Origin of the sequence: Enterobacter sp. MGH85 (genome assembly GCF_001037655.1) — a bacterium.
Lineage (GTDB): Bacteria > Pseudomonadota > Gammaproteobacteria > Enterobacterales > Enterobacteriaceae > Enterobacter > Enterobacter intestinihominis.
In genome coordinates this window covers 1,326,836-1,345,751 of sequence record NZ_KQ089925.1, presented here as the reverse complement: position 1 = coordinate 1,345,751, position 18,916 = coordinate 1,326,836, and the positions used below count along the sequence as shown (strand labels likewise).

Here is an 18,916-nt window from a genome sequence, read left to right as displayed (position 1 = left end):
AGATAAGTGGAGATTCTGCGGATATAAAAAAACCCGCCGAGGCGGGTTTTTTTACGTTACTACAGATTACTCTGCAGCAGCTTCTGCTTTCTCTGAACGATCAACCAGCTCGATGTATGCCATCGGCGCGTTGTCGCCTGCACGGAAGCCACACTTCAGAATGCGAGTGTAACCACCGGCACGGCTCGCGAAACGCGGGCCCAGTTCGTTAAACAGTTTTGCCACGATCTCGTTATCACGAGTACGGGCGAATGCCAGACGACGATTAGCAACGCTGTCAGTCTTGGCAAGAGTAATCAGCGGCTCAACTACGCGACGCAGCTCTTTCGCTTTAGGCAGGGTCGTCTTGATGATTTCATGACGAACCAGTGAACCTGCCATGTTGCGGAACATAGCCTGGCGATGGCTGCTGTTGCGGTTCAGTTGACGACCACTCTTACGATGGCGCATGACCTTATCCTTCTCAGTAAAACCTTAACCTGTGATCCGGTTACTCGTCAGCAATGCTTGCTGGTGGCCAGTTTTCCAGGCGCATGCCCAGAGACAGACCACGTGAAGCCAGCACGTCTTTAATCTCGGTAAGAGATTTTTTACCCAGGTTCGGCGTTTTCAGCAACTCAACCTCGGTACGCTGTACCAGATCACCGATATAGTGGATAGCTTCTGCCTTGAGGCAGTTAGCAGAGCGGACAGTCAATTCCAGATCGTCAACAGGGCGCAGCAGGATCGGATCGAATTCTGGTTTCTCTTCTTTCACTTCCGGCTGACGTACATCACGTAAGTCAACGAAAGCTTCCAGTTGTTCTGCCAGGATGGTTGCCGCACGACGAATCGCCTCTTCAGGATCGATTGTGCCATTGGTTTCCATTTCGATGACCAGCTTGTCCAGGTCGGTACGCTGTTCTACACGCGCTGCTTCAACATTGTAGGCAATACGCTCTACAGGGCTGTAGCATGCGTCGACCAGCAGACGGCCGATTGGGCGCTCATCTTCTTCCGAATGAATTCGGGCAGAAGCCGGCACATAACCACGACCGCGCTGAACTTTGATACGCATGCTAATAGCTGCGTTCTCATCGGTCAGGTGGCAGATCACGTGCTGCGGCTTGACGATTTCAACATCACCGTCGTGGGTGATGTCGGCTGCAGTCACAGGGCCAATGCCAGATTTATTCAGAGTAAGAATAACTTCATCTTTACCCTGAACTCTCACCGCCAGCCCTTTCAGGTTGAGCAGGATTTCAAGGATATCTTCCTGAACGCCTTCTTTGGTGCTGTACTCATGAAGTACACCATCAATCTCAACCTCGGTCACCGCGCAACCCGGCATCGATGAGAGCAGAATACGGCGCAGTGCGTTACCCAGAGTATGGCCAAAGCCACGCTCTAAAGGCTCAAGGGTCACCTTGGCGTGCGTCGAACTCACTTGCTCGATATCTACCAGGCGCGGTTTTAGAAACTCTGTCACAGAACCCTGCATTGTGTCCTCTCTTTGGTACTAAGCTTTACTTGGAGTAAAGCTCGACGATCAGGTGTTCGTTAATGTCCGCAGACAGATCAGAACGCTCAGGCTGACGCTTGAACGTACCTTCCATCTTGCCAGCATCAACTTCCAGCCAGGTTGGCTTTTCACGCTGCTCAGCCAGCTCCAGAGCGGCTTTCACGCGAGATTGCTTTTTCGCTTTCTCACGAATGCTAACAACGTCATTCGCTTTAACCTGATAAGAAGCGATGTTAACAACACGACCGTTTACCATGATTGCTTTATGGCTAACCAACTGGCGTGATTCAGCACGAGTCGCGCCGAAGCCCATACGGTATACAACGTTGTCCAGACGACCTTCCAGCAGAGCCAGCAGGTTTTCACCTGTGTTGCCTTTCAGACGTGCTGCTTCTTTATAGTAGTTACGGAACTGACGCTCCAGCACACCGTAGATACGGCGAACTTTTTGCTTTTCACGCAACTGCACACCATAGTCAGACAGACGCGGTTTACGCGCACCGTGCTGGCCAGGAGCTTGTTCAATTTTACACTTGGTATCGATCGCGCGAACGCCAGACTTAAGGAATAAGTCGGTGCCCTCACGACGGCTCAGCTTGAGCTTAGGACCCAAATATCTTGCCATTTTCTATCTCCAACTAACCTAAAAAACGAGCGTTATACGCGACGTTTTTTCGGCGGACGACAACCGTTATGAGGGATCGGAGTCACATCAGTAATATTCGTGATGCGGAAACCAGCGGCGTTCAGAGCGCGAACAGTAGATTCACGACCCGGACCCGGACCTTTAACCATAACTTCCAGATTCTTGATGCCGTATTCTTTTACGGCTTCAGCGCAACGCTCTGCTGCAACCTGAGCTGCGAACGGAGTGGATTTGCGAGAACCACGGAAACCGGAACCACCGGCTGTTGCCCAACCCAATGCGTTACCCTGACGATCAGTAATAGTAACGATGGTGTTGTTGAAAGAAGCATGGATATGAGCCACGCCGTCAGAGACTTGTTTTCTTACACGTTTACGTGCACGAACTGGTGCCTTTGCCATTATTCAATCACCCCGATTATTTCTTGATCGGTTTGCGCGGACCCTTACGGGTACGTGCGTTGGTCTTAGTACGCTGACCGCGCACTGGCAGACCACGACGATGACGCAAACCGCGATAGCAACCAAGATCCATCAGGCGCTTGATGCTCATGCTGATTTCACGGCGCAGATCACCTTCAACGACAAATTTGGCAACTTCGTCACGCAGCGTGTCGATTTGTTCTTCAGACAGCTCACTGATCTTAACATCTTCAGCGATACCCGCTGCAGCCAGAATGGCTTTGGAACGGGTCTTGCCGACGCCGTAGATCGAAGTTAATGCGATCACAGCATGTTTCTGATCAGGAATGTTAATGCCTGCTATACGGGCCACTATGCACTCCTACTATTTAATATGTACGCACCATGCTGAAAAGCCCGTTTTCAGGATACTCAAATGGAAACGTACAGACATACAAAAGATTGGCTGGCTAATCTAGCCAGCTCAACCCAACTTTGCAAGAAAAATATGCGAAATAATCAGCCTTGGCGCTGTTTATGCTTCGGCTCGGCACTGCAAATCACACGGATGACACCATCACGCTTAACGATTTTGCAGTTACGGCATAATTTCTTGACGGAAGCACGAACTTTCATTTTTACTCTCCGTAACTTCTCAGACGACCATTTAGCGGCCGTAGCCTTTCAGGTTCGCCTTCTTCAATGCAGACTCATACTGACTGGACATCATCAGAGTTTGCACTTGAGCCATAAAGTCCATAATCACGACAACAACGATAAGCAGTGAGGTCCCACCGAAGTAGAACGGTACTTTCATTGCATCACGCATGAACTCCGGGATCAGGCAGATAAAAGTAATATAAAGCGCACCAACCAAAGTCAGGCGAGTCATTACTTTATCGATATACTTCGCCGTTTGCTCTCCCGGACGAATTCCTGGTACAAATGCACCGGACTTCTTCAGGTTATCTGCTGTTTCACGCGGGTTGAAGACCAACGCCGTGTAGAAGAAACAGAAGAAGATGATCGCAGACGCATAGAGTAACACATAAAGTGGTTGCCCAGGCTGCAAATACAGCGAAATTGTTGTCAGCCAGTTCCAACCAGTACCGCCCCCGAACCATGACGCGATGGTTGCCGGGAACAGAATAATACTGGAAGCGAAGATAGCCGGGATAACCCCCGCCATATTCACTTTCAGCGGTAAATGTGTGCTCTGTGCAGCATAGACACGACGACCCTGCTGACGTTTAGCGTAGTTCACCACAATGCGGCGTTGACCACGTTCAACGAAGACAACAAAGAACGTCACTGCAAATACTAATACTGCAACCAACAGCAACAGGAGGAAGTGCAGGTCGCCTTGACGCGCTTGCTCGATAGTATGGGCGATGGCCGGCGGGAGACCCGCAACGATACCGGCGAAGATAATGATTGAGATACCGTTACCGATACCTCGTTCAGTAATCTGTTCGCCGAGCCACATCAGGAACATGGTCCCTGTGACCAGACTTACAACAGCGGTGAAATAGAATGCAAAGCCTGGGTTTAATACCAGGCCCTGCATACCAGGCATATTCGGAAGACCGGTAGCAATACCGATCGACTGGAATATTGCCAGCACCAGAGTGCCGTAACGGGTGTACTGGCTAATCTTACGACGTCCAGACTCCCCTTCTTTCTTCAACTCTGCCAGGGCCGGATGAACGACCGTCAGCAGTTGGATAATAATCGATGCCGAAATGTACGGCATAATACCCAGTGCGAAAATAGAAGCACGGCTGAGAGCACCACCAGAGAACATGTTGAACATTTCAATGATGGTGCCTCGCTGTTGCTCAAGCAGTTTGGCAAGTACAGCGGCATCAATACCAGGGATCGGAATAAAAGAGCCAATACGGAACACAATCAGCGCGCCGATTACAAACAGCAGTCTGCGTTTCAGCTCGCCAAATCCACCTTTGGCACTTTGAAAATCTAATCCCGGTTGCTTAGCCATCTGCTACTTATTCCTCAATTTTACCGCCAGCAGCTTCGATAGCAGCACGAGCACCTTTAGTAACACGCAGGCCACGAACAGTTACCGGAGTAGAAACTTCACCAGACAGGATTACTTTCGCGAACTCGATCTGGATGCCGATAATGTTAGCTGCTTTCAGCGTATTCAGGTCTACAACGCCGCCTTCAACTTTCGCCAGGTCAGACAGACGGATTTCCGCTGTAATCGCTGCTTTGCGAGAGGTGAAGCCGAACTTCGGCAGACGACGGTACAGTGGCATCTGGCCACCCTCGAAACCGCGACGTACGCCACCGCCAGAACGAGAGTTCTGACCTTTGTGACCACGACCACCGGTTTTGCCGAGGCCAGAACCGATACCACGACCCAGGCGTTTACCCGCCTTTTTAGAGCCTTCGGCCGGAGACAGAGTATTTAAACGCATCTCTTACTCCTCAACTTTAACCATGAAGTAAACCGCGTTGACCATACCACGAACAGCAGGAGTATCCTCGCGCTCAACGGTATGACCAATACGACGCAGACCCAGGCCAAGCAGCGTTGCCTTGTGTTTCGGCAGACGACCGATTGCACTGCGGGTTTGAGTGATTTTAATAGTCTTTGCCATGGTCAATTACCCCAGAATTTCTTCAACGGATTTACCACGCTTGGCAGCGACCATTTCTGGAGAATTCATATTTTCCAGGCCATCAATAGTTGCACGAACCACGTTGATCGGGTTGGTGGAACCATATGCTTTAGCCAGAACGTTATGAACTCCAGCAACTTCCAGAACGGCGCGCATTGCACCACCGGCGATGATACCGGTACCTTCGGAAGCTGGCTGCATGAATACACGAGAACCCGTGTGAACACCTTTAACTGGGTGTTGCAGGGTACCGTTGTTCAGCGCGACGTTAATCATATTGCGACGGGCTTTTTCCATCGCTTTCTGGATCGCTGCTGGAACTTCACGCGCTTTACCGTAACCAAAACCAACGCGACCGTTACCATCACCCACTACAGTCAGAGCTGTGAAGGAGAAAATACGACCACCTTTAACGGTTTTAGATACGCGGTTTACCGCGATCAGCTTTTCCTGCAGTTCGCCAGCCTGTTTTTCGATGTGAGCCATCTTACACCTCTACCTTAGAACTGAAGGCCAGCTTCACGGGCAGCATCTGCCAGTGCCTGGACACGACCATGATATTGGAACCCGGAACGGTCAAAGGAAACATTGCTGATGCCTTTTTCCAGAGCGCGTTCTGCAACAGCTTTACCTACAGCTGCAGCGGCGTCTTTGTTACCGGTATACTTCAATTGTTCTGAGATAGCTTTTTCTACAGTAGAAGCAGCTACCAGAACTTCAGAACCGTTCGGTGCAATTACCTGTGCGTAAATATGACGCGGGGTACGATGTACCACCAGGCGAGTTGCACCCAGCTCTTTGAGCTTGCGGCGTGCGCGGGTCGCACGACGGATACGAGCAGATTTCTTATCCATAGTGTTACCTTACTTCTTCTTAGCCTCTTTGGTACGCACGACTTCGTCGGCGTAACGAACACCCTTGCCTTTATAAGGCTCAGGACGACGGTAGGCGCGCAGATCTGCTGCAACCTGACCGATCAGCTGTTTATCAGCGCCTTTCAGCACGATTTCAGTCTGAGTCGGGCATTCTGCAGTGATTCCGGCCGGCAGCGGATGCTCAACAGGGTGTGAGAAGCCCAGAGACAGGCCTACTGCATTCCCTTTGATAGCTGCACGATAACCTACACCAACCAGCTGAAGCTTTTTAGTGAAGCCTTCGGTAACACCAACAACCATTGAGTTCAGCAGGGCACGCGCGGTACCAGCCTGAGCCCATCCATCCACGAAACCATCACGTGGACCGAAGGTCAGAGCGTTATCTGCATGTTTAACTTCAACAGCTTTGTTGAGGGTACGAGTCAGCTCGCCGTTTTTACCTTTGATCGTAATAACCTGACCGTCGATTTTGACATCAACGCCGGCAGGAATAACGACCGGTGCTTTAGCAACACGAGACATTCTTTCCTCCGATTAGGCTACGTAGCAGATAATTTCGCCACCAAGACCAGCCTGGCGCGCTGCACGATCAGTCATAACACCTTTAGAGGTAGAAACAACTGCGATACCAAGACCAGCCATTACTTTTGGCAGCTCATCTTTTTTCTTATAGATGCGCAGGCCTGGGCGGCTGACACGCTGAATGCTTTCTACAACAGCTTTACCCTGGAAATACTTGAGAGTAAGTTCCAGTTCCGGCTTGGTGTCGCCTTCAACTTTAAAATCTTCGATAAAACCTTCTTCCTTCAGCACGTTGGCAATTGCCACTTTCAGCTTGGCGGAAGGCATGGTGACCGCAACTTTGTTCGCGGCCTGACCGTTACGGATACGGGTCAGCATATCCGCGATCGGATCTTGCATGCTCATCTGTCTTTACTCCCGTGATTCAATTGGTAATTACCAGCTAGCCTTTTTCAAGCCTGGTACTTCACCGCGCATGGCGGCTTCACGCAGTTTGATACGGCTCAACCCAAACTTGCCCACATAACCATGTGGACGACCTGTTTGACGACAGCGGTTACGCTGACGAGACGGGCTGGAATCACGCGGCAGAGACTGCAGCTTGAGAACCGCATTCCAACGATCTTCGTCGGAAGCGTTCACATCAGAAATGATCGCTTTCAGTTCAGCGCGTTTAGCGAAGAATTTATCAGCTAAAGCTACGCGCTTTACTTCGCGTGCTTTCATTGATTGCTTAGCCATTCAGTAACCCTACCTTACTTGCGGAACGGGAAGTCAAAGGCAGCCAGCAGAGCACGGCCTTCTTCATCAGATTTCGCAGTAGTGGTAATGGTAATATCCAAACCACGCACGCGGTCGACTTTATCGTAGTCGATTTCTGGGAAGATGATCTGCTCACGGACACCCATGCTGTAGTTACCACGACCGTCGAAAGACTTAGCGGACAAGCCACGGAAGTCACGGATACGTGGAACAGCAATAGTGATCAGGCGCTCAAGGAACTCCCACATGCGTTCGCCACGCAGAGTTACTTTACAGCCGATCGGATAGCCCTGACGGATTTTGAAGCCTGCAACAGATTTGCGTGCTTTGGTGATCAGCGGTTTTTGACCGGAGATTGCTGTCAGGTCAGCTGCTGCGTTATCCAGCAGTTTCTTGTCAGCGATCGCTTCACCAACACCCATGTTCAGGGTGATCTTCTCGACCCGAGGGACTTGCATGACAGAATTGTAGCTAAACTCAGTCATGAGTTTGTTAACTACTTCGTCTTTGTAGTAATCATGCAGTTTCGCCATCGTACTACTCCAAATTACTTGATAGTTTCGCTGTTAGACTTGAAGAAACGGACTTTTTTGCCGTCTTCGAATCTAAAGCCTACACGGTCAGCCTTACCGGTAGCCGCATTGAAGATTGCAACGTTAGAAACCTGAATAGCAGCTTCTTTTTCAACGATGCCGCCTGGTTGGTTCAGGGCCGGAACCGGCTTCTGATGTTTCTTAACCAGGTTGATACCTTCAACGACGAGTTTGCCGGAAGACAGAACATTTTTTACTTTACCGCGTTTACCTTTATCTTTACCGGTTAACACGATAACTTCGTCATCACGACGGATTTTCGCTGCCATGATTCGCTCCTTAGAGTACTTCTGGTGCCAGAGAGATAATTTTCATGAACTTCTCAGTACGAAGTTCACGAGTTACCGGCCCAAAGATACGCGTGCCGATAGGCTGCTCGCTGTTATTGTTTAAAATAACGCATGCATTACCATCGAAGCGAATGACAGAACCGTCAGGGCGACGAACACCCTTCTTGGTGCGCACCACTACCGCCTTCAGCACATCACCTTTTTTGACCTTACCACGTGGAATTGCTTCCTTGATGGTGATCTTGATGATGTCGCCTACGCCTGCGTAGCGACGGTGCGAGCCACCCAGAACCTTGATACACATTACGCGACGTGCACCGGAGTTGTCGGCGACGTTCAGCATAGTCTGTTCTTGGATCATTTTAGTGCTCCGCTAATGTCAACTACTACCTGAGACTCTAAAATCAGAGCCGTTAAAAAGCCCCATATCGAGGGCGCGGCATTATAACACCGCTTCTGCAATATGGGTAGAAAAAATAAACGGCTCATTGCTGAGCCGTTTATTCGTATTGAGAATGCGTACTCTATTACAGAACCGCTTTCTCTACAACGCGAACCAGCGTCCAGGACTTAGTCTTGGACAGTGGACGGCATTCACGGATTTCAACCTTGTCGCCGATACCACATTCGTTGTTCTCGTCATGTACGTGCAGTTTGGTCGTACGCTTGATGAATTTACCGTAGATCGGGTGTTTCACAAAACGTTCGATAGCTACAACAATGGATTTCTCCATTTTATCGCTAACAACACGACCTTGCAGAGTACGGATTTTATCGGTCATTACGCACCCGCCTTCTGAGTCAGTAAAGTCTTAACGCGCGCAACATTGCGACGCACTTGCTTCAGCAGGTGAGTCTGTTGCAGCTGGCCACTTGCAGCCTGCATACGCAGGTTGAACTGCTCACGCAGCAGGTTCAGCAGCTCAGCGTTCAGCTCTTCAACGCTTTTTTCACGCAGCTCTTTTGCTTTCATTACATCACCGTCTTAGTTACAAAGGTGGTTTTGATAGGCAGTTTCGCTGCTGCCAGGCCGAAGGCTTCACGGGCCAGCTCTTCCGGAACACCGTCCATTTCATAAAGGACTTTGCCCGGTTGGATCAAGGCAACCCAGTACTCCACGTTACCTTTACCTTTACCCATACGAACTTCCAGTGGCTTCTCGGTGATCGGTTTGTCCGGGAATACACGGATCCAGATCTTACCTTGACGCTTAACTGCACGGGTCATTGCACGACGTGCTGCTTCGATCTGACGTGCAGTCAGACGACCACGGCCAACAGCTTTCAGACCGAAAGTGCCGAAGCTAACATCCGTACCCTGCGCCAGACCACGGTTGCGGCCTTTGTGCACTTTACGGAATTTTGTACGCTTTGGTTGTAACATCAGCGACGCTCCTTATTTACGGCCTTTACGCTGCTGCTTTTTAGGTTGAGCAGCCGGTTTTTCCGGTTGTTCAACAGCAGCCATACCACCCAGGATCTCACCTTTGAAGATCCATACCTTAACGCCGATTACACCGTAAGTGGTGTGCGCTTCAGAGGTGTTGTAGTCGATGTCAGCACGCAGAGTGTGCAGCGGTACGCGACCTTCGCGGTACCATTCGGTACGTGCGATTTCCGCGCCGCCCAGACGGCCGCTAACTTCAACTTTGATACCCTTAGCGCCCAGACGCATTGCGTTCTGTACAGCACGCTTCATAGCACGACGGAACATAACACGACGTTCCAGCTGAGAAGTGATGCTGTCAGCAACCAATTTAGCGTCCAGTTCAGGCTTACGAACTTCAGCGATATTGATCTGTGCAGGAACGCCAGCGATATCCGCTACGACCTTGCGCAGTTTTTCTACGTCTTCGCCTTTCTTACCGATAACGATGCCAGGGCGAGCAGTGTGAATAGTCACACGGATGCTCTTAGCTGGACGCTCGATAACGATACGAGATACAGACGCTTTAGCCAGTTCCTTAGTCAGGTACTGACGTACTTTAAAATCGCTGTCCAGGTTGTCAGCGAATTCTTTGGTGTTCGCAAACCAGGTAGAGTTCCATGGTTTTACAATACCCAGGCGAATACCATTAGGATGTACTTTCTGACCCATTGCTAGTCTCCAGAGTCTCAGCGATCGGACACAACCACAGTAATGTGGCTGGTGCGCTTCAGGATGCGATCTGCACGACCTTTCGCACGCGGCATAATGCGCTTCATGCTTGGGCCTTCATCTACGAAAATTTTCGCGACTTTCAGATCGTCGATGTCAGCGCCATCGTTGTGTTCAGCGTTAGCAATGGCAGATTCCAGTACTTTCTTGACCAATACCGCAGCTTTCTTGTTGGTATAGGTCAGGATGTCCAGGGCCTGCGACACTTTCTTACCGCGAATCAGGTCAGCAACAAGGCGAACCTTCTGTGCAGAAGAACGAGCATGGCGATGTTGAGCTAAAGTTTCCATCTCTTCCTCCTACCTTATTTCTTCTTCGCTTTTTTATCAGCAGCGTGGCCGCGATAAGTACGAGTCGGTGCGAATTCACCCAGTTTGTGACCAACCATTTCGTCGGTAACAAAGACTGGAACGTGCTGACGACCATTATGGACAGCGATGGTCAAACCGATCATGTTAGGAAAGATCGTTGAACGACGGGACCAAGTGCGCAGGGGCTTCTTGTCTCCGCTTTCCACCGCTTTCTCTACCTTCTTCAGCAAGTGCAGGTCAATAAAAGGACCTTTCTTGAGAGAACGTGGCATGGCTTATCCTCTAAAATTATTTGCTACGGCGACGTACGATAAATTTATCAGTACGCTTGTTGCTGCGGGTCTTCTTACCTTTGGTCTGAACGCCCCACGGAGTTACCGGGTGCTTACCAAAGTTACGACCTTCACCACCACCATGTGGGTGATCGACTGGGTTCATCGCAGTACCGCGAACGGTAGGACGAACACCACGCCAGCGTGCAGCACCAGCTTTACCCAGAACGCGCAGCATATGCTCAGCATTGCCAACTTCGCCCAGAGTAGCGCGGCAGTCTGCTTCGACTTTACGCATTTCACCAGAACGCAGACGCAGGGTGACATAAGCACCGTCACGCGCAACGATCTGAACGTAAGTACCCGCGGAACGCGCCAGCTGACCGCCTTTACCTGGTTTCATTTCTACGTTATGAACGGTAGAACCAACCGGGATATTGCGCATCGGCAGGGTGTTGCCTGCTTTGATTGCAGCATCAACGCCAGACTGAATCTGGTCGCCAGCTTTCAGGCCTTTAGGGGCCAGGATGTAACGGCGTTCGCCATCTTTGTACAGAACCAGCGCGATGTTCGCGGAACGGTTCGGATCGTACTCAAGACGCTCAACAACTGCTGGGATACCGTCTTTGTTGCGTTTGAAGTCAACAATACGATAAGCCTGCTTGTGGCCACCACCGATGTGACGAGTGGTGATACGGCCATTGTTGTTACGACCACCGGATTTGCTGTTTTTTTCCAGCAACGGAGCAAAAGGTTTGCCCTTGTGCAGCTCAGGGTTAACCACTTTAACTACGTGGCGACGACCCGGAGATGTCGGTTTACATTTAACAACTGCCATTGTATTACTCCTCCGACTTACTCAGCGCCGCCAACGAAGTCCAGGTTCTGGCCTTCTTTCAGGGTGACGTAAGCTTTTTTCCAGTCGCTACGACGACCGATACGCTGTCCGTGACGTTTAACTTTCCCTTTAACTACCAGGGTGTTAACGACTTCGACTTCGACTTCAAACAGTTTCTGCACAGCAGCTTTGATCTCTGCTTTGGTCGCGTCTTTAGCAACTTTGAGAACGATGGTGTTTGTTTTTTCCATCGCAGTAGACGCTTTTTCAGAAACGTGCGGTGCGCGCAGCACCTTCAGCAGACGTTCTTCACGAATCATGCCAGCATCTCCTCAACTTGCTTAACAGCATCAGCAGTCATTACGACTTTGTCGAAGGCGATCAGGCTAACCGGGTCGATACCAGTCGCGTCGCGTACGTCAACCTTGTGCAGGTTACGCGCGGCCAGGAACAGGTTCTCGTCCAGCTCACCGGTGATGATCAGCACATCTTCCAGAGCCATGTCTTTCAGTTTCTGTGCCAGCAGCTTAGTTTTAGGCGCTTCAACAGAGAACTTCTCGACAACGATCAGACGATCCTGACGTACCAGTTCGGACAGGATGCTTTTCAGCGCGCCGCGGTACATCTTTTTGTTAACTTTTTGACTGTGGTCCTGTGGACGCGCAGCGAAGGTCACGCCACCTGAACGCCAGATCGGGCTCTTGATAGAACCTGAACGCGCACGGCCGGTACCTTTCTGGCGCCATGGCTTTTTGCCTGAACCAGTTACTTCAGCACGAGTCTTCTGAGCACGAGTACCCTGACGAGCACCAGCTGCATAAGCAACAACAACCTGGTGAACCAGCGCTTCGTTGAAATCACGACCGAAGGTAGTTTCGGAAACAGTCAGCGCGCTCTGCGCGTCTTTCAATACTAATTCCATTGCTATCCCCTTACGCCTTCACAGCTGGTTTAACGATCAGGTCGCTACCGGTTGCACCCGGGACCGCACCTTTAACCAGCAGCAGGTTGCGCTCAGCGTCAACACGTACTACGTCCAGGCTCTGAACGGTTACACGTTCGTTGCCCAGCTGACCTGCCATTTTCTTGCCTTTGAACACTTTGCCCGGAGTCTGGTTCTGACCGATAGAACCCGGAACGCGGTGAGACAAGGAGTTACCGTGAGTAGCGTCCTGGGTACGGAAGTTCCAGCGCTTAACGGTACCAGCAAAACCTTTACCTTTAGAGGTACCGGTTACGTCAACTTTTTTAACGTCAGCAAACAGCTCAACGCTAATGTCCTGACCTACGGTGAACTCTTCGCCTTCAGCAAGACGGAATTCCCACAGACCACGGCCAGCTTCTACGCCAGCTTTAGCGAAGTGACCCGCTTCTGGTTTGGTTACACGGTTAGCTTTTTTAGCACCAGTGGTCACCTGAACAGCGCGGTAGCCATCGTTAGCCAGATCTTTAACCTGGGTAACGCGGTTTGCTTCAACTTCGATTACGGTTACTGGGATTGAAACGCCATCTTCAGTGAAGATGCGAGTCATGCCCACTTTTTTACCGACTAAACCAATCATTGTATCAACCTCTCAATCGCTCGATGACCTGATTAACCCAGGCTGATCTGCACGTCTACACCGGCAGCCAGATCCAGACGCATCAGAGCATCAACGGTTTTCTCAGTTGGCTCAACGATGTCAACCAGACGCTTGTGAGTGCGGATCTCGTACTGATCACGCGCATCTTTGTTAACGTGCGGAGAGATCAGAACGGTAAAGCGCTCTTTGCGGGTCGGCAGCGGGATCGGACCACGGACTTGCGCACCAGTGCGCTTAGCAGTCTCGACGATTTCCGCGGTTGATTGATCGATCAGACGATGATCAAACGCTTTAAGGCGGATACGGATTCTTTGGTTCTGCATGAGACCAGAGCTCCAATTATTTTATAAACGAAAATGATTACTCCTCAAACCCATTACGATTGATGGGAGAGTGTAACCGTTCTTACGTAGCTCCCCAATTGGGAGCATTGTTGAGTAACAAAGTGAGCTACTCTGGTTCAGATTGAACCCGCCGTCAATTACGACAAGCCCGCGCATTATACGTAAATCAGCGAAAGACGCAAGTGCCGTTTAGAAATTAAGCGCCAAAGTCGTACTCTGCGTAAGGCCTCGCAATTTTTTATGCAAAGTATCCCTTCTAAACTCTTTGTCTGAAGCCGCTGCGCAATTGGTGTTTTTACACATTGCCGGGCATGCTGATTATTACGAGTATGCGCTCAAACCATTTTGAGGCTCTCGCTATGCTAATGTCCCTCCCCTTTCTGCTGATCTATTTTGCGTTATCGGCCTTGCTTGTACGCACCGATATTCGCACGGGGCTGCTTCCCGATAAATTCCTTTGCCCGCTGCTATGGACGGGCCTGCTCTACCAGCTTTGTCTTCATCCTGATTTTTTGCCGAGCGCGGTACTGGGTGCGACCGCAGGATACGCCGGATTCGCCGTTATCTATTGGGGATATCGACTCATCTGCCGATGTGAAGGGATGGGGTATGGCGACATAAAATATCTGGCGGCGCTGGGAGCATGGCATGGCTGGTGTGTACTGCCAGTACTGGCATTAGTGGCCGCGTTAATGGCTCTGCTGTATCTGGTTGGTTTCTCGTTGTTCAACCCTGATAAGCAGGCATTAAAAAACCCACTGCCTTTTGGGCCATTTCTGGCGGCAGCGGGTTTATGCGTTGGCTGGGAAAGCCTGATTAACTTTCCACTTTGATCTGAGACTGAAGGTAGTTCTGTAGGCCAATTTTGCTAATGAGATCCAGTTCGGTCTCAAGCCAGTCGATGTGCCCTTCTTCATCGGCCAGGATCTGGATCATCATATCCCGGCTGACGTAGTCATGTACGCTGTCTGCATAGGCAATGGCTTCACGCAGGTCTTTTGCACCCTCCAGCTCTAGCCGGAGATCAGAACGCAGCATCTCTTCAACATCTTCTCCGATGCCCAGTTTTCCGAGATCCTGTAGGTTAGGAATGCCTTCGAGGAATAAAATACGCTCAATATATTTATCGGCGTGTTTCATTTCATCAATGGACTCATGGTATTCAACATCGTTGAGGCGAGTCAGTCCCCAGTTTTTGAACATTCTTGCATGGAGAAAATACTGATTGATTGCGACAAGCTCATTTCCCAATAATTTATTGAGATAACTTATGATTTTAACATCACCTTTCATTATATAGTCCCTCCGCTTCCACTCATTGAAGCGTAGATCGGGCTACGGGGATGTCAAAAAAAAGATGGAGGCTTACGCGATCTCTTTGAATTCCGGGATCTGCATCAGTTCGTCCTGCATGATCTCACGCGCTGCGCGAACGCATTTACCGCATTGATTTCCCACCGGAACAAACTTACGAAGCTGCTGGAAAGATTGTGGTTGAAACTGGCGAACGGCCTGACGAATTTTTTTGTCGCTTACACCATTACATAAACAAACGTACATAAAGACTCCCGTTCAAAATATGCGCAAAGTGTAAGTGAGAATGGTTATGATTACAATAGCACGGGCGTCGGAATACGTGGCGGGAGAAAGCAAAAAATGCGAATTTTTATGACAATGCCCAAGGGCAGAAAACAAAAAAGGACGCCGAAGCGTCCTTTTTATTTCAGGGATAATTAATTAGCCCAGAACTTTAGCAACAACGCCCGCGCCAACGGTACGGCCGCCTTCACGGATTGCGAAACGCAGACCGTCGTCCATCGCGATTGGGTGGATCAGAGTCACAACCATCTTGATGTTGTCGCCTGGCATTACCATCTCTACGCCTTCTGGCAGTTCGATGGTACCGGTCACGTCAGTTGTACGGAAGTAGAACTGTGGACGGTAGCCTTTGAAGAACGGAGTATGACGGCCGCCTTCGTCTTTGGACAGAATGTACACTTCAGATTCGAACTTGGTGTGTGGCTTGATTGAGCCTGGCTTCGCCAGAACCTGACCACGTTCGATTTCTTCACGTTTGATACCACGCAGCAGAACACCAACGTTCTCACCAGCACGGCCTTCGTCCAGCAGTTTGCGGAACATTTCAACGCCAGTACAGGTAGACTTCGCAGTCTCTTTGATACCAACGATTTCAACTTCTTCACCAACTTTGATGATACCGCGCTCTACACGACCGGTAACAACGGTACCACGACCGGAGATGGAGAATACGTCTTCGATTGGCAGCAGGAATGGCTTGTCAATCGCACGCTCTGGTTCTGGGATGTAAGAATCCAGGTAGCCAGCCAGTTCGATGATTTTCTCTTCCCACTCTGCTTCGCCTTCCAGCGCTTTCAGCGCGGAACCACGAACGATTGGGGTATCGTCGCCTGGGAAATCGTACTGAGACAGCAGTTCACGAACTTCCATCTCTACCAGTTCCAGCAGCTCTTCGTCATCAACCATGTCGCATTTGTTCAGGAACACGATGATGAAAGGAACGCCTACCTGACGACCCAGCAGGATGTGCTCACGAGTCTGAGGCATAGGGCCGTCAGTCGCAGCAACAACCAGGATCGCGCCGTCCATCTGCGCAGCACCGGTGATCATGTTTTTAACATAGTCGGCGTGGCCTGGGCAGTCTACGTGTGCGTAGTGGCGAGTCGGGGTGTCATACTCAACGTGAGAGGTGTTGATGGTGATACCACGAGCTTTTTCTTCTGGTGCGTTATCGATCTGGTCGAAAGCACGAGCAGCACCGCCGTAGGTTTTAGCCAGTACGGTAGTGATTGCAGCAGTCAGGGTAGTTTTACCATGGTCAACGTGGCCGATAGTACCAACGTTGACGTGCGGTTTTGTACGTTCAAATTTTTCTTTAGACACGGCTATATTCCTTACTATAGTGCTCTCCCCTTCGGAGAGAGCACGGGACTTAGGTTTTAATCCTGTGGATTACTTACCACGGGCTTCGATAACGGCCTGAGCAACGTTGTTCGGCGCATCATCATACTTCAGGAATTCCATAGTGTATGATGCACGACCTTTGGTCAGAGAACGCAGCTGAGTTGCATATCCGAACATTTCAGACAGCGGAACTTCAGCGTGGATCTTAACGCCAGTTACTTCGGATTCCTGACCACGCAGCATACCGCGACGACGGCTCAAGTCACCGATAACGTCACCGGTGTTCTCTTCCGGAGTTTCTACTTCAACCTTCATGATTGGCTCAAGCAGAACTGGTTTTGCTTTCTTAAAGCCTTCTTTAAAGGCAATAGACGCAGCCAGTTTAAACGCCAGTTCAGAGGAGTCAACGTCGTGGTAAGAACCGAAGTGCAGACGAACACCCATGTCTACAACCGGGTAACCAGCCAGAGGACCAGCTTTCAGCTGCTCCTGGATACCTTTATCAACGGCAGGGATGTATTCGCCAGGAATTACACCACCTTTGATGTCGTTGATGAACTCGTAACCTTTAGGGTTAGAGCCCGGCTCCAGTGGGTACATGTCGATCACAACGTGACCGTACTGACCGCGACCACCAGACTGCTTAGCGTGTTTACCTTCAACATCGGTAACTTTCGCGCGAATCGCTTCGCGGTAAGCAACCTGAGGTTTACCCACGTTCGCTTCAACGTTGAATTCACGCTTCATACGGTCAACGATGATGTCCAGGTGCAGTTCACCCATACCAGCGATGATGGTCTGGTTAGATTCTTCATCAGTCCATACGCGGAATGATGGGTCTTCTTTCGCCAGACGGCCCAGAGCCAGACCCATTTTTTCCTGGTCAGCTTTGGTTTTTGGTTCAACCGCGATGGAGATTACCGGCTCAGGGAATTCCATACGCTCCAGAATGATCGGGTGATCCGGGTCACACAGGGTGTCACCAGTAGTCACGTCTTTCAGACCGATAGCAGCAGCGATGTCGCCCGCACGAACTTCTTTGATCTCTTCACGTTTGTTAGCGTGCATCTGTACGATACGGCCAAAACGTTCACGCGCCGATTTCACGGAGTTCAGGATGGTGTCACCGGAGTTAACCACACCAGAGTAAACGCGGAAGAAGGTCAGGTTACCCACGAATGGGTCGGTAGCAATTTTGAACGCCAGCGCAGAGAACGGCTCGTCATCACTTGCGTGACGCTCAGCCGGAGTATCTTTACCGTCGTCCAGGATGCCGTTGATCGCAGGAACGTCAACCGGGGATGGCAGGTAGTCAACTACCGCATCCAGCATTGCCTGAACACCTTTGTTCTTGAACGCAGAACCACAGGTTACCAGGATGATTTCGTTGTTCAGAACACGCTGACGCAGAGCAGATTTGATCTCTTGCTCAGTCAGTTCTTCACCACCCAGGTATTTCTCCATCAGCTCTTCAGAAGCTTCTGCTGCGGATTCGATCAGGTTCTGGTGCCATTCGTCAGCCAGGTCCTGCATCTCTGCCGGGATATCTTCGTATTCGAAGGTAACGCCCGCATCTGCTTCGTTCCAGTTGATGGCTTTCATTTTCACCAGGTCGATAACACCGGTGAAGCCTTCTTCAGCACCAATTGCCAACTGAAGCGGAACAGGGTTCGCGCCCAGACGGGTTTTGATCTGGCCAACAACTTTCAGGAAGTTAGCACCCATACGGTCCATTTTGTTAACGAACGCGATGCGTGGAACTTTATATTTGTTAGCCTGACGCCATACGGTTTCAGACTGTGGCTGAACACCACCAACTGCGCAATAAACCATTACCGCGCCGTCAAGAACACGCATGGAACGTTCTACTTCGATGGTGAAGTCAACGTGCCCTGGGGTGTCGATGATGTTTACGCGATGCGGTTCGTACTGCTTAGCCATACCTGACCAGAAAGCAGTAGTCGCTGCGGAGGTGATAGTAATACCACGCTCCTGCTCCTGTTCCATCCAGTCCATGGTGGCTGCGCCGTCATGAACTTCACCGATTTTATGGTTTACACCGGTGTAGAACAGAATACGTTCGGTAGTAGTGGTTTTACCGGCGTCGATGTGCGCACTGATACCGATGTTACGGTAGCGTGCGATGGGTGTTGTACGAGCCATTTGATTCCTCGTTTATATCTTTAGGCGTTCAGTTAAGTTACCCAGAGCGGGCGGCTTCTCTGAAGCGCCC

Annotated in this window: 33 protein-coding genes; 1 reads left to right on the top strand and 32 read right to left on the bottom strand. The window is 50.5% G+C overall.

Annotated elements, in window-relative coordinates:
- Positions 1–66 precede the first annotated feature (66 nt).
- The 28 genes from rplQ to rpsJ all read right to left on the bottom strand — a co-directional run bounded on the left by rplQ (position 67) and on the right by rpsJ (position 13,719).
- Positions 67–450, bottom strand: coding sequence for a 50S ribosomal protein L17 (gene rplQ, locus SK51_RS06325; protein ID WP_001216368.1), 384 nt, complete (start codon positions 448–450; stop codon positions 67–69).
- A 40-nt stretch (positions 451–490) separates the two neighbouring features.
- Positions 491–1,480 carry a DNA-directed RNA polymerase subunit alpha gene (locus tag SK51_RS06320; RefSeq protein WP_002919219.1) on the bottom strand — a complete coding sequence of 330 codons (990 nt, stop codon included), beginning with the start codon at positions 1,478–1,480 and terminating at the stop codon, positions 491–493.
- A 25-nt stretch (positions 1,481–1,505) separates the two neighbouring features.
- Complete coding sequence (gene rpsD, locus SK51_RS06315; protein ID WP_003863314.1) at positions 1,506–2,126, bottom strand: 30S ribosomal protein S4; 621 nt, start codon at positions 2,124–2,126, stop codon at positions 1,506–1,508.
- A gap of 32 nt (positions 2,127–2,158) precedes the next feature.
- Entirely contained in the window at positions 2,159–2,548 is a 390-nt protein-coding gene (gene rpsK, locus SK51_RS06310) for a 30S ribosomal protein S11 (protein ID WP_003863312.1), read from the bottom strand.
- 16 nt (positions 2,549–2,564) lie between these two features.
- Positions 2,565–2,921: a 30S ribosomal protein S13 gene (gene rpsM / locus SK51_RS06305; RefSeq protein WP_003863308.1), complete on the bottom strand. Its 357-nt coding sequence runs from the start codon at positions 2,919–2,921 to the stop codon at positions 2,565–2,567.
- Between the two features lie 146 nt (positions 2,922–3,067).
- Positions 3,068–3,184, bottom strand: coding sequence for a 50S ribosomal protein L36 (gene rpmJ / locus SK51_RS06300; RefSeq protein ID WP_000868187.1), 117 nt, complete (start codon positions 3,182–3,184; stop codon positions 3,068–3,070).
- 31 nt (positions 3,185–3,215) lie between these two features.
- Positions 3,216–4,547, bottom strand: a complete 1,332-nt coding sequence (secY, locus tag SK51_RS06295) for a preprotein translocase subunit SecY (RefSeq protein ID WP_003863305.1) — start codon at positions 4,545–4,547, stop codon at positions 3,216–3,218.
- A 7-nt stretch (positions 4,548–4,554) separates the two neighbouring features.
- Positions 4,555–4,989, bottom strand: coding sequence for a 50S ribosomal protein L15 (gene rplO / locus SK51_RS06290; RefSeq protein ID WP_014885468.1), 435 nt, complete (start codon positions 4,987–4,989; stop codon positions 4,555–4,557).
- 3 nt (positions 4,990–4,992) lie between these two features.
- Positions 4,993–5,172 (bottom strand): 50S ribosomal protein L30, encoded by a 180-nt coding sequence (gene rpmD, locus SK51_RS06285; protein ID WP_003863301.1) that lies wholly within the window; start codon positions 5,170–5,172, stop codon positions 4,993–4,995.
- Positions 5,173–5,178: 6 nt separating this feature from the next.
- A complete protein-coding gene (rpsE, locus tag SK51_RS06280) occupies positions 5,179–5,679 on the bottom strand; it encodes a 30S ribosomal protein S5 (protein WP_003863299.1) in 501 nt (166 codons plus the stop codon).
- Positions 5,680–5,693: 14 nt separating this feature from the next.
- Positions 5,694–6,047, bottom strand: a complete 354-nt coding sequence (gene rplR / locus SK51_RS06275; protein ID WP_003863297.1) for a 50S ribosomal protein L18 — start codon at positions 6,045–6,047, stop codon at positions 5,694–5,696.
- Positions 6,048–6,056: 9 nt separating this feature from the next.
- On the bottom strand, positions 6,057–6,590 hold the full coding sequence (rplF, locus tag SK51_RS06270) for a 50S ribosomal protein L6 (protein WP_003863296.1): 534 nt from the start codon (positions 6,588–6,590) through the stop codon (positions 6,057–6,059).
- A 12-nt stretch (positions 6,591–6,602) separates the two neighbouring features.
- Positions 6,603–6,995 (bottom strand): 30S ribosomal protein S8, encoded by a 393-nt coding sequence (gene rpsH / locus SK51_RS06265; RefSeq protein ID WP_006178918.1) that lies wholly within the window; start codon positions 6,993–6,995, stop codon positions 6,603–6,605.
- A gap of 30 nt (positions 6,996–7,025) precedes the next feature.
- On the bottom strand, positions 7,026–7,331 hold the full coding sequence (gene rpsN / locus SK51_RS06260) for a 30S ribosomal protein S14 (RefSeq protein ID WP_003863291.1): 306 nt from the start codon (positions 7,329–7,331) through the stop codon (positions 7,026–7,028).
- Positions 7,332–7,345: 14 nt separating this feature from the next.
- A complete protein-coding gene (gene rplE / locus SK51_RS06255) occupies positions 7,346–7,885 on the bottom strand; it encodes a 50S ribosomal protein L5 (protein ID WP_022649589.1) in 540 nt (179 codons plus the stop codon).
- Positions 7,886–7,899: 14 nt separating this feature from the next.
- Complete coding sequence (rplX, locus tag SK51_RS06250) at positions 7,900–8,214, bottom strand: 50S ribosomal protein L24 (RefSeq protein WP_003863287.1); 315 nt, start codon at positions 8,212–8,214, stop codon at positions 7,900–7,902.
- A 10-nt stretch (positions 8,215–8,224) separates the two neighbouring features.
- Complete coding sequence (gene rplN, locus SK51_RS06245; RefSeq protein ID WP_002919748.1) at positions 8,225–8,596, bottom strand: 50S ribosomal protein L14; 372 nt, start codon at positions 8,594–8,596, stop codon at positions 8,225–8,227.
- A gap of 166 nt (positions 8,597–8,762) precedes the next feature.
- Positions 8,763–9,017 (bottom strand): 30S ribosomal protein S17, encoded by a 255-nt coding sequence (gene rpsQ / locus SK51_RS06240; protein WP_002438707.1) that lies wholly within the window; start codon positions 9,015–9,017, stop codon positions 8,763–8,765.
- Complete coding sequence (rpmC, locus tag SK51_RS06235) at positions 9,017–9,208, bottom strand: 50S ribosomal protein L29 (RefSeq protein WP_003863282.1); 192 nt, start codon at positions 9,206–9,208, stop codon at positions 9,017–9,019. The genes rpsQ and rpmC overlap by 1 nt, the downstream gene beginning before the upstream one ends.
- Entirely contained in the window at positions 9,208–9,618 is a 411-nt protein-coding gene (gene rplP, locus SK51_RS06230; RefSeq protein ID WP_002919759.1) for a 50S ribosomal protein L16, read from the bottom strand. The genes rpmC and rplP overlap by 1 nt, the downstream gene beginning before the upstream one ends.
- 12 nt (positions 9,619–9,630) lie before the next feature.
- Positions 9,631–10,332, bottom strand: coding sequence for a 30S ribosomal protein S3 (rpsC, locus tag SK51_RS06225; RefSeq protein ID WP_000529945.1), 702 nt, complete (start codon positions 10,330–10,332; stop codon positions 9,631–9,633).
- Positions 10,333–10,349: 17 nt separating this feature from the next.
- Positions 10,350–10,682, bottom strand: a complete 333-nt coding sequence (gene rplV / locus SK51_RS06220; RefSeq protein WP_002919773.1) for a 50S ribosomal protein L22 — start codon at positions 10,680–10,682, stop codon at positions 10,350–10,352.
- A gap of 14 nt (positions 10,683–10,696) precedes the next feature.
- Positions 10,697–10,975 (bottom strand): 30S ribosomal protein S19, encoded by a 279-nt coding sequence (rpsS, locus tag SK51_RS06215; protein ID WP_001138117.1) that lies wholly within the window; start codon positions 10,973–10,975, stop codon positions 10,697–10,699.
- A 16-nt stretch (positions 10,976–10,991) separates the two neighbouring features.
- Positions 10,992–11,813, bottom strand: coding sequence for a 50S ribosomal protein L2 (rplB, locus tag SK51_RS06210; protein ID WP_000301859.1), 822 nt, complete (start codon positions 11,811–11,813; stop codon positions 10,992–10,994).
- Between the two features lie 17 nt (positions 11,814–11,830).
- On the bottom strand, positions 11,831–12,133 hold the full coding sequence (rplW, locus tag SK51_RS06205) for a 50S ribosomal protein L23 (RefSeq protein ID WP_000617546.1): 303 nt from the start codon (positions 12,131–12,133) through the stop codon (positions 11,831–11,833).
- On the bottom strand, positions 12,130–12,735 hold the full coding sequence (gene rplD, locus SK51_RS06200) for a 50S ribosomal protein L4 (RefSeq protein ID WP_000424395.1): 606 nt from the start codon (positions 12,733–12,735) through the stop codon (positions 12,130–12,132). Before rplD ends, rplW begins: the two co-directional genes overlap by 4 nt.
- A 10-nt stretch (positions 12,736–12,745) precedes the next feature.
- The gene (rplC, locus tag SK51_RS06195) at positions 12,746–13,375 is read right to left on the bottom strand and encodes a 50S ribosomal protein L3 (RefSeq protein WP_006178923.1); all 630 of its coding nucleotides are present in this window, start codon (positions 13,373–13,375) and stop codon (positions 12,746–12,748) included.
- 32 nt (positions 13,376–13,407) lie between these two features.
- The gene (gene rpsJ / locus SK51_RS06190; RefSeq protein ID WP_001181005.1) at positions 13,408–13,719 is read right to left on the bottom strand and encodes a 30S ribosomal protein S10; all 312 of its coding nucleotides are present in this window, start codon (positions 13,717–13,719) and stop codon (positions 13,408–13,410) included.
- Positions 13,720–14,099: 380 nt separating this feature from the next.
- Between rpsJ and SK51_RS06185 the strand changes: the two genes are divergently transcribed.
- The gene (locus SK51_RS06185; RefSeq protein ID WP_023298758.1) at positions 14,100–14,573 is read left to right on the top strand and encodes a prepilin peptidase; all 474 of its coding nucleotides are present in this window, start codon (positions 14,100–14,102) and stop codon (positions 14,571–14,573) included.
- On the opposite strand, the gene bfr is transcribed toward SK51_RS06185, so the two are convergent.
- The 4 genes from bfr to fusA form a co-directional block, all read right to left on the bottom strand.
- The gene (gene bfr, locus SK51_RS06180) at positions 14,557–15,033 is read right to left on the bottom strand and encodes a bacterioferritin (protein WP_003863270.1); all 477 of its coding nucleotides are present in this window, start codon (positions 15,031–15,033) and stop codon (positions 14,557–14,559) included. The genes SK51_RS06185 and bfr overlap by 17 nt on opposite strands.
- Positions 15,034–15,105: 72 nt before the next feature.
- Complete coding sequence (gene bfd / locus SK51_RS06175; RefSeq protein WP_003863268.1) at positions 15,106–15,300, bottom strand: bacterioferritin-associated ferredoxin; 195 nt, start codon at positions 15,298–15,300, stop codon at positions 15,106–15,108.
- Between the two features lie 177 nt (positions 15,301–15,477).
- Entirely contained in the window at positions 15,478–16,662 is a 1,185-nt protein-coding gene (gene tuf, locus SK51_RS06170) for an elongation factor Tu (RefSeq protein WP_017693880.1), read from the bottom strand.
- 69 nt (positions 16,663–16,731) lie between these two features.
- Complete coding sequence (gene fusA / locus SK51_RS06165; RefSeq protein WP_022649591.1) at positions 16,732–18,846, bottom strand: elongation factor G; 2,115 nt, start codon at positions 18,844–18,846, stop codon at positions 16,732–16,734.
- Positions 18,847–18,916 lie beyond the last annotated feature (70 nt).

Bases quoted from the DNA above. Each gene is read 5' to 3' on its own strand.
- rplW (WP_000617546.1), bottom strand. From the start codon at position 12,133: ATGATTCGTGAAGAACGTCTGCTGAAGGTGCTGCGCGCACCGCACGTT.
- SK51_RS06320 (WP_002919219.1), bottom strand. From the start codon at position 1,480: ATGCAGGGTTCTGTGACAGAGTTTCTAAAACCGCGCCTGGTAGATATC.
- rpsC (WP_000529945.1), bottom strand. From the start codon at position 10,332: ATGGGTCAGAAAGTACATCCTAATGGTATTCGCCTGGGTATTGTAAAA.
- rplE (WP_022649589.1), bottom strand. From the start codon at position 7,885: ATGGCGAAACTGCATGATTACTACAAAGACGAAGTAGTTAACAAACTC.
- rplR (WP_003863297.1), bottom strand. From the start codon at position 6,047: ATGGATAAGAAATCTGCTCGTATCCGTCGTGCGACCCGCGCACGCCGC.
- rpsS (WP_001138117.1), bottom strand. From the start codon at position 10,975: ATGCCACGTTCTCTCAAGAAAGGTCCTTTTATTGACCTGCACTTGCTG.
- rplX (WP_003863287.1), bottom strand. From the start codon at position 8,214: ATGGCAGCGAAAATCCGTCGTGATGACGAAGTTATCGTGTTAACCGGT.
- rpmJ (WP_000868187.1), bottom strand. From the start codon at position 3,184: ATGAAAGTTCGTGCTTCCGTCAAGAAATTATGCCGTAACTGCAAAATC.
- rplF (WP_003863296.1), bottom strand. From the start codon at position 6,590: ATGTCTCGTGTTGCTAAAGCACCGGTCGTTATTCCTGCCGGCGTTGAT.
- rplQ (WP_001216368.1), bottom strand. From the start codon at position 450: ATGCGCCATCGTAAGAGTGGTCGTCAACTGAACCGCAACAGCAGCCAT.
- rplN (WP_002919748.1), bottom strand. From the start codon at position 8,596: ATGATCCAAGAACAGACTATGCTGAACGTCGCCGACAACTCCGGTGCA.
- rpmD (WP_003863301.1), bottom strand. From the start codon at position 5,172: ATGGCAAAGACTATTAAAATCACTCAAACCCGCAGTGCAATCGGTCGT.
- rplB (WP_000301859.1), bottom strand. From the start codon at position 11,813: ATGGCAGTTGTTAAATGTAAACCGACATCTCCGGGTCGTCGCCACGTA.
- rpsE (WP_003863299.1), bottom strand. From the start codon at position 5,679: ATGGCTCACATCGAAAAACAGGCTGGCGAACTGCAGGAAAAGCTGATC.
- rplP (WP_002919759.1), bottom strand. From the start codon at position 9,618: ATGTTACAACCAAAGCGTACAAAATTCCGTAAAGTGCACAAAGGCCGC.
- rpsN (WP_003863291.1), bottom strand. From the start codon at position 7,331: ATGGCTAAGCAATCAATGAAAGCACGCGAAGTAAAGCGCGTAGCTTTA.
- rpsK (WP_003863312.1), bottom strand. From the start codon at position 2,548: ATGGCAAAGGCACCAGTTCGTGCACGTAAACGTGTAAGAAAACAAGTC.
- rplD (WP_000424395.1), bottom strand. From the start codon at position 12,735: ATGGAATTAGTATTGAAAGACGCGCAGAGCGCGCTGACTGTTTCCGAA.
- rpsD (WP_003863314.1), bottom strand. From the start codon at position 2,126: ATGGCAAGATATTTGGGTCCTAAGCTCAAGCTGAGCCGTCGTGAGGGC.
- SK51_RS06185 (WP_023298758.1), top strand. From the start codon at position 14,100: ATGCTAATGTCCCTCCCCTTTCTGCTGATCTATTTTGCGTTATCGGCC.
- rplV (WP_002919773.1), bottom strand. From the start codon at position 10,682: ATGGAAACTTTAGCTCAACATCGCCATGCTCGTTCTTCTGCACAGAAG.
- rpsJ (WP_001181005.1), bottom strand. From the start codon at position 13,719: ATGCAGAACCAAAGAATCCGTATCCGCCTTAAAGCGTTTGATCATCGT.
- secY (WP_003863305.1), bottom strand. From the start codon at position 4,547: ATGGCTAAGCAACCGGGATTAGATTTTCAAAGTGCCAAAGGTGGATTT.
- rplC (WP_006178923.1), bottom strand. From the start codon at position 13,375: ATGATTGGTTTAGTCGGTAAAAAAGTGGGCATGACTCGCATCTTCACT.
- rplO (WP_014885468.1), bottom strand. From the start codon at position 4,989: ATGCGTTTAAATACTCTGTCTCCGGCCGAAGGCTCTAAAAAGGCGGGT.
- rpmC (WP_003863282.1), bottom strand. From the start codon at position 9,208: ATGAAAGCAAAAGAGCTGCGTGAAAAAAGCGTTGAAGAGCTGAACGCT.
- fusA (WP_022649591.1), bottom strand. From the start codon at position 18,846: ATGGCTCGTACAACACCCATCGCACGCTACCGTAACATCGGTATCAGT.
- bfd (WP_003863268.1), bottom strand. From the start codon at position 15,300: ATGTACGTTTGTTTATGTAATGGTGTAAGCGACAAAAAAATTCGTCAG.
- rpsH (WP_006178918.1), bottom strand. From the start codon at position 6,995: ATGAGCATGCAAGATCCGATCGCGGATATGCTGACCCGTATCCGTAAC.
- bfr (WP_003863270.1), bottom strand. From the start codon at position 15,033: ATGAAAGGTGATGTTAAAATCATAAGTTATCTCAATAAATTATTGGGA.
- rpsQ (WP_002438707.1), bottom strand. From the start codon at position 9,017: ATGACCGATAAAATCCGTACTCTGCAAGGTCGTGTTGTTAGCGATAAA.